We start from the raw sequence: 12818 nt of genomic DNA on the forward strand, positions 1-12818 counted from the left end.
CTGCGTGCCCGCCGGTGGCCCACGTATCGTGGTGCGGATGCCCACGTTCACCGCGTTCCTGCGCTCGTCGTCCGACGAGCAGCTCGCAGGTCTGCTCACGCGGCGTCCGGACCTCGCCTCGCCGTTCCCCGGGAACCTGACGTCGCTCGCGGTGCGGGCCACGGGGCGCGCGAGCCTGGAGCGCGCGCTCGCGGGCGTCGACGCGGTCGTCGTGCAGGTGCTCGAGGCCGTGGCCGCGCTGGGTGGCGCGGCGCGGCCGGCGATCCAGGACGCGGTGGCCGGCGGCCCGCACGACGAGGTCGCGCGCGCGACCGACGAGGCGCTCGCGCTCGCGCTGCTGCACCCGGACGACGAGGGTGCGCTGACGCTCGCGCCGGGCGTCGCGGAGCTGCTGGGCGCGCACCCCGCGGGCCTCGCGCTCGAGGTCACGGGTCCCGCGGACCCCACAGCACTGCCGTCCGACGACGACCCGCTCGCCGCCCCCGCGCGCGCCGTGCTGGACGCGCTCACGTGGGGTCCGCCCGTGGGCCTCGCGCCCGCGCCGGGCTCACCCGCGGGGGACGCCGTCGCGATGCTCGTCGCGCGCCGCCTGCTGGTGCGCGGCGCGGGACGGCACGTGCTGCTGCCGGCGTCGGTCGCGCTCGTGCTGCGCGGCGGGCGCACGCACCGGGGCGTCGCGACGCCCCCGGACCTCACGCAGGTCCCGCACCGCTCCGCCGCGACGGTGGCCGCCGAGTCCGCGAGCGCCGGTGAGCGGTGCGTGCGGCTCGTCGTACGGCTGCTGCGTGCGTGGGAGCAGGGCCCGCCGGGCGTGCTGCGCGCGGGCGGGCTCGCGGTGCGCGAGCTGCGGCGCACGGCGCAGACCCTCGAGGTCGACGAGCGTGAGGCGGCGTTCGTCGTCGAGCTCGCGTCCGCGGCCGGGCTGCTGGCGGTGGACGACGACGAGCCCGCGGTGTTCGCGCCGACGACCGAGACCGACGCGTGGTCGGCGCTCGACCTGCCGCAGCGGTGGGTCACGCTCGCGTCGGCGTGGCTCGCGACGACGCGCACCCCGTGGCTCGTGGGCTCGCGCGACGAGCGCGGGTCGCTGATCGCGGCACTCGACCCCGAGCTGTCGCGCCCGTGGGCGCCGCGCCTGCGCCGCTCGGTGCTGGGCGTCCTGGCGCGAGAGCCCGGGGGCGCGCCGGCCGCGGACGACGTGGTGGCGGCGCTCGAGTGGTCGACCCCGCGCACCGTCCCGCCGCGCGGCGCCGTCGACGCGGTGCTCGCGGAGGCGACCACGCTGGGCGTCCTGGGCGCGGGTGCGCTGAGTGACGCCGCGCGCGTGCTGCTCGAGCCTGCGTCGCACGCCGCGACGCCCGCGGACGCACGCCCCGATGCCGCGGCGGCGTTCGCCGCGGGGCTGTCGCCCGAGGTGGGTGACCTGCTGCTGCAGGGCGACCTCACCGGCATCGTCCCCGGGCGGCCCAGCGCGGCGCTCGAGTCGCTGCTCGAGCGGGCCGCCGTCGTCGAGAGCCGCGGCGGCGCGGTCACCGTGCGGTTCACGCCCGACTCGGTACGGCGCGCGCTCGACGACGGGCTGACGGCCGACGAGCTCGTCGAGCGCCTGACGACGTTCGCGCGCGGCGGCCTCCCGCAGGCGCTGGACTACCTGGTGCGGGACGCCGCGCGGCGGCACGGGCGGCTGCGCGCGGGTGCCGCCTCGTCGTACCTGCGGGCCGACGACCCCGCGCTCCTGGCCGGGCTCGCCGACGACCCGCGGTTCGCGGACCTCGGCCTGCTGCAGCTCGCGCCGACCGTGCTCGCGGCGCAGGCCTCGACGCACGAGCTGGTGGAGGCGCTGCGCGCGCACGGGCTCGCGCCCGTCGCGGAGACACCCGACGGCCAGGTGCTGCACCTGGAGCGCACCGTCCGGCGCGCCCGCCGCCGCGGCGCACGGCGCACCGCGTCCCCCGTGGTCACGCGCACCACCGACGCCGCCGCCCTGGTGCGCCGGCTGCGCTCGTCGGACCAGCGCCGCACGGCCGAGGTGCCCGACGACGGCGACCCGCCGAGCCGGACCCCCGGCGGCCCGCCCGCCGCAGGAACAGACGACCCGGCCGCCGCGTTGGCACTCCTGCGTGAGGCGGCCACCGCACGCGAGAACGTGTGGGTCGAGCTCGTCGGACCCAGCGGGCGGCCCGAACGCAGGCTGCTGCGTCCGCTGCGCGTCGAGGGCGGGCGGCTGCGAGCCGCCGACCCCGTGCGCGAGTCCGAGCTGACGGTCGCCGTGCACCGGATCGGCGCGGTGCGGCGCGCGGCCGACGACGAGCCCGACCAGGACCAGGACCAGGAGGTCACGTGAGCGGACCGCTCATCGTCCAGAGCGACAAGACGCTGCTGCTCGAGATCGACCACGACCAGGCCGACGCGTGCCGGCGCGCGATCGCGCCGTTCGCGGAGCTCGAGCGCGCGCCCGAGCACGTGCACACCTACCGCCTCACGCCGCTGGGCCTGTGGAACGCGCGGGCCGCGGGTCACGACGCGGAGCAGGTCGTCGACGTGCTGCTCGAGTACTCGCGCTACCCCGTGCCGCACGCGCTGCTCGTCGACGTCGCCGAGACGATGGCCCGCTACGGGCGCCTGCAGCTCGTCCAGGACCCCGTGCACGGGCTGGTGCTGCACGCGCTCGACCCGGCCGTGCTCGCCGAGGTCACGCGGTCCAAGCGCACCGCGGGTCTGCTGGGCGCGCGGCTGGATGCCACCGACGTCGTCGTGCACCCCTCCGAGCGGGGGCACCTCAAGCAGGTGCTGCTCAAGCTCGGCTGGCCGGCCGAGGACCTCGCGGGCTACGTCGACGGCGAGGCGCACCCCATCTCCCTGGAGACCGACGGTTGGGCCATGCGCCCGTACCAGGAGCAGGCCGTCGAGGGGTTCTGGCACGGCGGCTCGGGCGTCGTGGTGCTGCCCTGCGGCGCCGGCAAGACGATCGTCGGCGCGGGTGCCATGGCGAAGTCGTCGACGACGACGCTCATCCTCGTCACCAACACCGTGTCCGCGCGCCAGTGGCGCGACGAGCTCGTGCGCCGCACCTCGCTGACCGAGGAGGAGATCGGGGAGTACTCCGGCGCACGCAAGGAGATCCGGCCCGTCACGATCGCCACCTACCAGGTGCTCACGACCAAGCGGAAGGGCGTCTACTCGCACCTCGAGCTGCTCGACGCGCGCGACTGGGGCCTGGTCCTGTACGACGAGGTGCACCTGCTGCCCGCGCCGATCTTCCGGATGACGGCGGACCTGCAGGCCCGGCGCCGGCTCGGGCTGACCGCGACGCTCGTGCGCGAGGACGGCCGTGAGGACGAGGTGTTCTCGCTCATCGGCCCCAAGCGGTTCGACGCGCCGTGGAAGGACATCGAGGCGCAGGGCTACATCGCGCCCGCGGAATGCATCGAGGTGCGCCTGACGCTGCCCGACGCCGACCGCATGGCGTACGCGACGGCCGAGCCCGAGGAGAAGTACCGGCTCGCCGCGACCGCGTCCGGCAAGAACCGCGTGGTCGAGCGGCTCGTCGCGCAGCACGAGGGCGAGCCGACGCTCGTCATCGGGCAGTACCTGGACCAGCTCCACGAGCTCGCCGAGCACATCGGCGCGGACCTCATCACGGGCGAGACGACGGTGCGTGAGCGCCAGCGCCTGTTCGACGCGTTCCGCTCCGGGGAGATCTCCAAGCTCGTCGTGTCGAAGGTCGCGAACTTCTCGATCGACCTGCCCGAGGCGTCCGTGGCCATCCAGGTGTCCGGCTCGTTCGGGTCCCGGCAGGAGGAGGCGCAGCGGCTCGGCCGCATCATGCGGCCCAAGGCCAGCGGGCGGACCGCGCACTTCTACACGGTGGTCGCACGCGACACCGTGGACCAGGAGTTCGCCGCGCACCGTCAGCGCTTCCTGGCCGAGCAGGGCTACGCGTACACGATCAAGGACGCCGAGGACCTGGGCGTCGCCTGACCGTCGTCGTCCCCTCGTCGTCCCCCTGACCCCTCGCCCGCGACCCCGTCATTCCTCCGGGTATCCGACGTCGGAGCCGGAGCAACCGCGGGGTCGCGGCCGGCCTTTCGCACGAGACCGTCGTTGCTCCGGGTCTGGGACGACGAAGCCGGAGCAACCGCGGGGTCGTCGGGGAGGGTCGTCGGGGAGGGTCGTCGGGTCGACGACGAGCGCGGGCGGGTCAGGCGCGGACGGGGTACCAGCGGGAGCCGAAGCGGCGGGTGAGCGTGCGGCCCTCGATCTCGGCGCGCTCGTCGAGGTGGTGCAGCACCGCCCAGCCGGCCTGGCGCGCGGACGTGTCGTCGTCGGCCTGGTAGCGGATGGTGACGCGCGCCCGTCGGCGCACGACCTCCACGTCCCAGGCCTCGACCGTCACCAGCGTGCGCGCGAAGTCCACCGCCTCGGGCAGCAGCTCGGGCGCGGACGTGCCGGGCCGCAGCGTGCCGACGAACGCGCGCACGCGGTACGACAGCACGCGCGCCGCTCAGGCGGAGACGGGTGCGTCCGCCGCCTCGCGGACCACGTCGAGGAACGAGGTGGCCAGGAGCTCGCCGGTCGCGACGAGCTCGTCCTCACGCGCGGTGTAGTCCGCGAGGATCGCGTCCGCGTCGGCCGTCTCGTGACCCTCGGCCCAGCCGCGCAGCGTCGGCCCGGACACCTCGGGGTGGAACTGCACGCCCCACGCGGAGCCGACCCGGAACGCCTGGTACGGGTACTGGTTGGACGACGCGAGCCACACGGCACCCGGCGGCAGGTCGACCACCGCGTCGGAGTGCAGGGTGGGCTGCGCGCTGACCTTGCGCTCGGCGTGGCCGGGCAGGCCCGCGACGAGCGGGCCGAACAGCGCGTCGGCGCCCGCCTCGGGGCGCCACCAGATGTCGACCACGCCGGCCTCGGGTCCGGGCGGCGCGGCGACCTGCACGCGGCCGCCGGTCGCGGCGGCGAGGAGCTGCGCGCCCAGGCAGATGCCGAGCGTCGGGACGCGGGAGGCGACGGCGTCGGCGAGCAGCGCGCGCAGCGCGGGCAGCCAGGGCGAGCCGGCGTCGTCGTAGGCGTTCATGAGGCCGCCGAGGACGACGAGCCCGTCGCCCACGCGGTCGGCCGTCGGGAGGGTGTCGCCCTGGTCGGGGCGCACCACGGTCAGCTCGACGTCGCTCCACCAGCCGGCGAGGCGGTCGAGCGGGGCCTCGGGCGAGCTCTGCACCACGGTCAGTCGAACGGTCACGTCCGCCGACGGTACCCGCTACTGGTCGTCGGTCCGAAACGCGCTGTTCAGCCCGCTCGTCGGACGAACCGATTCGGACGAGACCACCCGTACGGGCGCCGAATGTGCCGCGCCGACCCGCCGCCATCCAGGCGTTTCCCAGGCAACCCCCAGCCTGCGGCGAGAGGATCAGTCCATGAGCACCCACGCGTCGGAGGTCGAGGCCCGTCTGCTCGTCGTCGACGACGAGCCGAACATCCGCGAGCTGCTGGCCACGAGCCTGCGGTTCGCGGGGTTCGAGGTGCACGCCGCCGCGGACGGCGGCTCCGCGCTGCGCCTGGCCCGCGACCTGGAACCGGACCTGCTGGTGCTCGACGTCATGCTCCCCGACATGGACGGCTTCACCGTGACCCGCCGCCTGCGCGAGAAGGGCCAGCACATGCCCGTGCTGTTCCTCACGGCGCGCGACGACACGCAGGACAAGGTGCAGGGCCTCACCGTCGGCGGCGACGACTACGTGACCAAGCCGTTCAGCCTCGAGGAGGTCGTCGCGCGCATCCGCGCGATCCTGCGCCGCACGTCCCCCGCGGAGGAGCTCGACGCCAACGTCATCCGGTACGCCGACCTCGAGCTCGACGAGGACTCGCACGAGGTGCGGCGCGCGGGCCAGGAGATCGACCTGTCCCCCACCGAGTTCAAGCTGCTGCGCTACCTCATGCTCAACGCCGGGCGCGTGCTGTCGAAGTCGCAGATCCTCGACCACGTGTGGCAGTACGACTGGGGCGGCGACGCGAACATCGTCGAGTCCTACATCTCCTACCTGCGCCGCAAGGTCGACTCCCTCACCGGCCCGGACGGTGAGAAGCTCCCGCCCCTGATCCACACCAAGCGCGGGGTCGGCTACCTCCTGCGCTCGATGTCGTGACCCTGCGCGACCCGGGTCCCGTCCCGCCCCCGCCTCCCCGCGGCGGCGGTGCGGTCCCGACGACGAGCGCGGTCCCGACGAGCGAGCCCGTCCCGCCGACGACGAGCACGACCGACCCGGTCACCGACGAGCCGACCGCCGAGGAGCAGGCCGACGCCACGACCGGCGGGCTGCACTGGTGGCGGGGCACGCCGCTGTCGGGCCGGCTCGTCGCGATCTCCACGGTGCTGCTGCTCGTCGGACTGGTCCTCGCGGGGGTCACCGCGACCGCGCTGCTGCAGCGCACGCTCGTCGGACAGGTCGACGACAAGCTCCGCACCGAGGGGATCGCCCAGGTCAACGCGACGAGCACCCCGTGGGAGGGTTCCGGGCCGCCCACCGACTACCTCGGCGTGTACGTCAAGGACGGCCGGTTCGGCACGCTGTTCGCGCCGCGCACGCCCGTGCTGCGCGAGCGCGGCCTGCCGGACCTGCCGGCGCTGACCGTCGCGCAGGCGCGGGCGCGGGAGGGCCAGCCGTTCACGGTGTCGTCGGACACGGGCTCGAAGTGGCGGGCGGTCGCGTACCTGGGGACCGAGAACTCCACGGGTGAGACGGTGGCGATCATCATCGCGCTGCCGCTCGAAGACGTGTCCGCCACGGTGCGGTCGATGATCGCGGTGCTGGCGGTGTCCGGCGCCGTGATCCTGCTGCTCGGCGGGCTCGCGGGCTGGTGGGCGGTGCGGCGGTCGCTGCGGCCGCTGCGGCAGATCGAGCACACCGCCGCCGCGTTCGCGGCAGGCGACTTCTCCCAGCGCGTCCCGGCGGCCCCCACGACCACCGAGGTCGGGCGGCTGGGTGCCGCGCTGAACGGGATGCTCGCGCAGATCGAGCAGGCGTTCGCGGCGCGCACGGCGTCCGAGCAGCGGATGCGGCGGTTCGTGTCCGACGCGTCGCACGAGCTCCGCACCCCGCTCGCCGCCATCCGCGGCTACGGCGAGCTGTACCGGATGGGCGCCCTCACGACGAAGGAGCAGGTCGACGACACGTTCGGCCGCATCGAGGGCTCCGCGACCCGGATGGGCACCCTCGTCGAGGACCTTCTGTCCCTCGCGCGGCTCGACGAGCGACGCGAAGCCCGCCGCGACCCCGTCGACCTGACCGTGGTCGCCGCCGACGCGGTCAGCGACCTGCGCGCGCTCGACCCGACGCGCACCACGCGCATCGTCCCGCTCACCTCGGGCGGCACCACGGGTCCCGTCGTCGTCCAGGGCGACGAGGCGCACCTGCGGCAGGTGGTCGCCAACCTCGTCGGGAACGTCGTGCAGCACACCCCCGCCGGCACACCCGTCGAGATCGCCGTCGGCCTCGCGCAGCGCGCACCTGGTCCCGACGAGCCCGCGGGCCCCGCGTTTCCTGTGGGCGTGATCGAGGTCCGCGACCACGGACCCGGCATCGACCCCGAGCACGCCGCCCGCGTGTTCGAGCGGTTCTACCGCGTCGACGCCTCCCGCGGCCGCGACTCCGGCGGCTCAGGACTCGGCATGGCCATCGTCGCCGCGATCGTCACCGCCCACCACGGCCACGTCGACCTCACCCAGACCCCGGGCGGCGGAACCACGGTCCGCGTCGAGCTCCCGCTCCTGGGAGCCTGACCCGCTACAACACCCACCGCCGCCACTCCTGGTGCGGCTACCTGTCCCCGACCGCCTACGGGGCCCGCCAGGCCGCTACGCTACCGACCGCCGCGCAATCACACCCCCGTGCCCAAGAACCGGGGATAAGGCCCGTCCCCCTCCAAGATTGCGGGCCGCCCTCCTGCAGGCGCGCCGGGACGCCTCAATCAATTATGCGCGGACGGGCCTCCGCAAATGAGCCTCACTGTTCGGCGTCACTCCGCCTGCGCCATCTGACCCGACGACGCGAACCGGGCCGCGTAGCTCAAGAGTTCGCGTCAGGCGTTTCCGTTCCATGGACCCTGCCGAACATCTGTCGGAATCGCAGTTCCTTCAGACGCTCAAGTGACGCCCTAGACTCAGACCACGCTCCAGGGACAAACCGCCCCTCGATCTCAGACATATGGTCACAAAGAAAATCCGAGTAACTCTCGTCCAGCAAGGACGAGGTCTCCGGAACGCCCGTCAATAGCCGCCGGATCAGGTCGATCGAGTACCACTCGACTCCACTCGCAGAAACAGGCTGCAAATCGAGGAGCAACTGTCCTCGATCACGCACGAATCTCATCCGGAGTACTTTCGACTCGACCACGAGCAAGGCGTCTCCACCATTAGAGACGCTCACCTCCGAGTCGACGATCTTGAATTTGGCGCTCTCCCACAAGAAGGCCATTCGACTGACGATAAACGCTAGGATCTGATGCACGCTAACCTCCAGGACGCAGGGTATAGAAGTCAACCCAAACATAGCCGTTATCGACCAGATGTCCGACCTCCCGCGCAAGGAATGTCTCGAGTTGGATAGCATCCCCGGGAATGGAAAGCCGCACTGTGTCGCCTGCCGCTATCCTGGCTCTTCGCCGTTTCGGTGGGGACTGTGTGATCAGCCCGCCGGCAGCCAGGAGCATGCGTAGCCGGTAGTTGTCGCGGTTGCGGTAGCCGCGGGCCAGGCGCCGGTGCAGTTCGATGATGCCGTTGATCGCTTCGGTCCCGCCGTTGTTCGCGCGGTCGGTGTCGAAGTAGGCCAGGAACGCGTCGCGCCAGCGACGCAGGGTCCGTCCCAGGCGGGCGACCTCGGGGATCGGGCAGGTGTGGAACGAGGCCAGGATCTTCTCCGCGCGGGCGCGGCCCGCGTCGGTCTGCTTGGCCCGGTAGGCCGCTCGGAGGTCTTGGGCGCAGCGCCAGGCGACGTAGACCTCGTCGTGGGCCTCGTCGGCTCGATCGCATTCTCGAGGCGAGCAAGCTGGCGGTCGGTGAGGTTCTCGGCGCCGGCGCGCAGGATGGTCTGGATCCCGAACAGGGGGTCGCCCTTGCGGCCGCGGTGCCCGGTCGTGTCCTGCTGGACGCGGCGGCGCACCTCGTCGACGACCTGGGTGCCGAGCTTGACGACGTGGAACACGTCCAGGACCGCGGTCGCGTCGGCGAGCTCGGCGCCGATCGCGGACTTGTAGCCGCCGAACGGGTCCAGGGCAGCGATCTCGATCCCGTCGCGGAACGGGGCGCCGCGCTCGACCAGCCAGTCGGCGTAGGCCTTCTTCGAGCGGCCCGGGACCAGGTCGAGCAGCCGGGCGTGGACGCGTCCTTGCTGGTCACGGGTCAGGTCGACCATCCCGGTCAGCTCCTTCGGGCCGCGCTCTCGCACGTCGCCGTGGTGCCAGATGTGCTCGTCAACGCCCAGCGAGGTGATGCCCGCGAACCTCGTCGGGTCGGCGGCGAGGCGTTCGAGCTCGGGTGCCAGTGCGCGCCACAGGGTCGCCCATCCGACTGCGAGCCGGCGGGCGAGCCGGCGATCGTGGCATGCTCGCGGCGCAGCTGACCGACCGCCCACCTCACCGACCTGCGGGTCAAAACCCCGCGCGTGGCGACCAGAGCCGGGACCTGCTCGGTGAACGTCCCGCGCGGGCACCTCGCCTCGGGGCAGCGCCAGCGTCGTTGCCGCGATGCGACCTGGACGCGCACGTCGCCGTGCGGCACGTCGCGCAGCAACCGCACCCGCCGACCCCGGCCGACCGCGACGACCCCGCAGTCCGGGCAGCCCTCCAGGTGCGCGGGCGTCGAGACCGTCACCCGCATCACCGCCACGCCTCGCGTCACGGACTCAACCCGGACCCCGTCCAGGCCGAGCAGAACGTCACAGCGAGCACAGGGATCGGTCGTTGGGCGCACGTCGGCGCACCCCGTAGCGTGAGACACGTCGAGGTCCTCGAGATGGATCGGGTTGCTTGGTCGCTCCTGATCCTCGGGGACCTCGACCCCTACCCGCCGCTCAACCCGCCGAACCCGTCGCTCCCCACCGGAACGGCGAGAATCCGGAAAACCGACCTCCGTCGCGAGGCCGAGACCGCGCACGTGCAAGTCCTCTTCGGCCGCCGCCCTCCCAAATGACGCCGAGGCGGGATCGTCCGGGGGATATATCGAGTCCCGCCCGTTCGCCCACTCATACAGTCGCGGGCACAGCCCGGATGGCAGTTCCAGCGGTTCGGGCGGAGCGTTCTTGGGATATTCGGCGTCGAGATCCCTGTGGCCAGCCCAGCGCCGCGACTCGAAACCACAACGGTCCGACCCGGATTAGCAGTTTCCCTCCCCAATCGAAGATCCTCTTCCACGTATTCACCTGGCAATGCGATTTAGCCATTGTCCACGATGATCAATGCCGCCCTCCCTAGCGCGCCACCTCATGCACTGGGCGGGCCCCCGGCGACGGCCCGCTACAAGCGCAATCGGACCGGGTCGACTGATCCCGCATCCCACAGAACACCATCACCGTCTAGGAGCCACACCCGCTCATCGACTACATCAGCAATCGCCGACAGCGCCCGGGCAACCAGTTCGGGCCAACGGGATTCAAACGGAAAAGCGGCCAGATCGTCGCACTTTAGGGACGGCAACCGTCTCCCTGAAGGGGTGGGCGGCTCTTGAAATACCTCCCATTCCACCCCTTTGGGAACTGCGTCGAATACCGTGAACAGGCGCCCGTGCTCGTCGGAAAGTTGCACCACGGTTCCCTGGGAACCGCTCACCTGGAGAACTTCGCCTAGTCCTGCAAGGGCGCCGGCGAACCGGTCGAATACGGCCTTGTCGTCCGTCAGCACGTATCCACCCCTCACAGGAACTCCCGCAGATAGATCAGCACTTCCTCTGGCGTCCTGAGAATCGCAATGCCTTGCTCGGCTGCGGAGTACACCGTCGCATCGGACACGCCAGGAGCGTACCCAACGGTACGCACGCCCGTGGAAGCTTGCGTACTCGCGATCTGCGCTGCGATTCCTCGCGCTCTACCTCGGCGGTGTCAATCCGTGGAAGCAACGAGGAGTCGTTCGAAGGCTTCGCGGGGTGTGAGGAAGCCGAGCGCGGCGCGGGGGCGTTCGTTGAGCTCTTCGGCGATCGAGGTCAGGGCGGTGTCATAGCGACGTAGCAACGGTCCAGGTCAGGGGGTTGCTCGGGTGCGGCGGATGGTGACGGTCGATGACAGGGTCGAGATCCTTGCGGGGCTGCGGGCCGGTGAGTCGTTGCGGTCGATCGCCAGGCGGATCGGGCGGGACGTCTCGGTGGTGTCCCGGGAGGTCGCGCGGAATTCGTTGAAGACTCGCGGGTACCAGCTGGTCCACGCGGACAACACCGCCGCGGGCCGTCGCAGGCGCCCGCAGGTCGGCAAGATCGCCGCCGACGAGGTGTTGTCCGCGCGGGTCCTGGCGGACCTGAAGCACTCGCGCACCCCGCGCCAGATCGCCGGACGCTTGCGCCGCGAGGCCGATGACGACACGGTGAGCCTGATGAACGGTTCGGTGCCCGCGCACGGCAAGGTCGTGTCCCACGAGGCGATCTACCGGTACATCTACGCCCTGCCCAAGGGCGAGCTCGCCCGGCACGGGATCATGCTGCGCACAAAGCGCACCCGGCGCCGCCCGCGTCGTGACCTGGGCGAACGCGGCGCTCCGATCGTGGGGATGACCAGCATCGAGGCTCCTCCACGACAACGCCGTCCCACGAAGTAGCGGCGGCCCGAGCTGGTGGATACCGCTCCTCGTCACCGTCGTCACCCGCTGCCGGAACGACGACGATGATCCGTTCACGGCATCTCGCGCAACGCAGCCTTGCGGCGCTCGATGCTCGCGACGATAAAGCGCACTGCTCCGTCGCTGAACTCCTCGTCGCGGCCCGCCCACTCGAGGAGCAGTCGATCGAACGCATCGATCTCCAGTAAGTCGATGTCGACGAACTCCTCCTTCTTCACAAGGGCGCGAGGCTCGCCCTCGATCCGCATGCGCAGTCCGATGTCGAACCTCAGCTCGACGATCCGCGGCCCGCTCGTGCACTCCGTCAGCCGCATGGCCACGTCCCCGGGCCGCCCGCCGAACGCCCCACTCGGCAGCTCGAGAATCGCGCGGTCGAAGCGCGCGAAGAACTCCGACACAGCCTGACCGAAATCCGTGCTGCTCACTGCGCCGCCTTCCACTTCTCCAGCACCGCTCGGATGCACACCTGACTCGTACCTCCCGGAGGCGATGCATCAGCCAACTGGCGCACGCGGAGACGAGAGCGGTGATCCACAGCGGCACGGACCGTTGATCCGCGTCTCGTAGCCCGCGAGCCATTCTTGACCTACCGCCGCGTCCTGGGCGTCAGCGAGCCCCTCGAGCGAGCTTGACACCAGAAACCAGCGCTCGGGGCACGCCCGGTGACTCAGGAGTTGAGCTGACCGCTTACGCAGCAGTACGTCTGAAACGCCGACATGGTCCCCGACCCGGACGACCAGCTCGCCACCGAGGACGCCGGCGTCAGACCAGATCCAGAACTCGATCCGACCGTGGTCCTCACGCACCGAGACCTTTGACACCGTCTCTCGCTCGACGACCAGGCGCTCCTCGTCGGCCTCCGTCCAACGCACTTGGACAGACCCAGCGATCTCGTCCCACGTAACCGTGACGACCGAACCATCGTTGGCCCAGCTCGTCACGCTAACGACGCCCGGCTCCTCTGAGCTGACGACTTCCACGGGGAGACCGTCGAGATC

At 71.9% G+C, this 12818-nt stretch carries 9 protein-coding genes and 3 pseudogenes; 5 read left to right on the forward strand and 7 right to left on the reverse strand.

The annotated features are described in order from the left end of the window. The first annotated feature begins 37 nt into the window (after positions 1-37). On the forward strand, positions 38-2344 hold the full coding sequence (locus tag CUD01_RS12755; protein ID WP_141321570.1) for a helicase-associated domain-containing protein: 2307 nt from the start codon (positions 38-40) through the stop codon (positions 2342-2344). After that, a complete protein-coding gene (locus tag CUD01_RS12760) occupies positions 2341-3981 on the forward strand; it encodes a DNA repair helicase XPB (protein ID WP_141321572.1) in 1641 nt (546 codons plus the stop codon). Before CUD01_RS12755 ends, CUD01_RS12760 begins: the two co-directional genes overlap by 4 nt. A gap of 220 nt (positions 3982-4201) precedes the next feature. Here CUD01_RS12760 and CUD01_RS12765 read toward each other — a convergent pair whose 3' ends face one another. After that, complete coding sequence (locus CUD01_RS12765) at positions 4202-4495, reverse strand: hypothetical protein (RefSeq protein WP_141321574.1); 294 nt, start codon at positions 4493-4495, stop codon at positions 4202-4204. A gap of 9 nt (positions 4496-4504) precedes the next feature. After that, positions 4505-5245 (reverse strand): type 1 glutamine amidotransferase, encoded by a 741-nt coding sequence (locus tag CUD01_RS12770; RefSeq protein ID WP_244937776.1) that lies wholly within the window; start codon positions 5243-5245, stop codon positions 4505-4507. Positions 5246-5420: 175 nt separating this feature from the next. Here CUD01_RS12770 and CUD01_RS12775 point away from each other — a divergent pair, with 175 nt between their 5' ends. Continuing rightward, a complete protein-coding gene (locus CUD01_RS12775) occupies positions 5421-6149 on the forward strand; it encodes a response regulator transcription factor (protein ID WP_141321576.1) in 729 nt (242 codons plus the stop codon). Continuing rightward, positions 6146-7783 carry a sensor histidine kinase gene (locus tag CUD01_RS12780; RefSeq protein WP_244937777.1) on the forward strand — a complete coding sequence of 546 codons (1638 nt, stop codon included), beginning with the start codon at positions 6146-6148 and terminating at the stop codon, positions 7781-7783. The genes CUD01_RS12775 and CUD01_RS12780 overlap by 4 nt, the downstream gene beginning before the upstream one ends. Positions 7784-8688: 905 nt before the next feature. Here the strand turns inward: CUD01_RS12780 and CUD01_RS12785 are convergent. From CUD01_RS12785 to CUD01_RS17450, 3 genes and pseudogenes are all read right to left on the reverse strand, one after another. After that, positions 8689-9997, reverse strand: a pseudogene (locus CUD01_RS12785) (ISL3 family transposase); the annotation flags it as partial. A 515-nt stretch (positions 9998-10512) separates the two neighbouring features. Next, positions 10513-10896, reverse strand: a complete 384-nt coding sequence (locus CUD01_RS12790) for a hypothetical protein (protein ID WP_141321578.1) — start codon at positions 10894-10896, stop codon at positions 10513-10515. 197 nt (positions 10897-11093) lie between these two features. Beyond that, positions 11094-11198, reverse strand: a pseudogene (locus CUD01_RS17450) (IS30 family transposase); the annotation flags it as partial. Positions 11199-11256: 58 nt separating this feature from the next. On the opposite strand from CUD01_RS17450, the pseudogene CUD01_RS12795 reads away from it, so the two are divergent. Further along, a pseudogene (locus CUD01_RS12795) lies at positions 11257-11775 on the forward strand (transposase); the annotation flags it as partial. Between the two features lie 98 nt (positions 11776-11873). Here the strand turns inward: CUD01_RS12795 and CUD01_RS12800 are convergent. After that, a complete protein-coding gene (locus CUD01_RS12800; RefSeq protein WP_141321582.1) occupies positions 11874-12245 on the reverse strand; it encodes a hypothetical protein in 372 nt (123 codons plus the stop codon). 69 nt (positions 12246-12314) lie between these two features. Beyond that, positions 12315-12818: hypothetical protein (locus CUD01_RS12805; protein WP_218023860.1), on the reverse strand; the 504-nt coding region annotated here is incomplete at its 5' end.

This window comes from Cellulomonas uda (genome assembly GCF_006538705.1).
GTDB classification, from domain to species: Bacteria; Actinomycetota; Actinomycetes; order Actinomycetales; family Cellulomonadaceae; genus Cellulomonas; species Cellulomonas uda.

Bases quoted from the DNA above. Each gene is read 5' to 3' on its own strand.
- CUD01_RS12755 (WP_141321570.1), top strand. From the start codon at position 38: ATGCCCACGTTCACCGCGTTCCTGCGCTCGTCGTCCGACGAGCAGCTC.
- CUD01_RS12775 (WP_141321576.1), top strand. From the start codon at position 5,421: ATGAGCACCCACGCGTCGGAGGTCGAGGCCCGTCTGCTCGTCGTCGAC.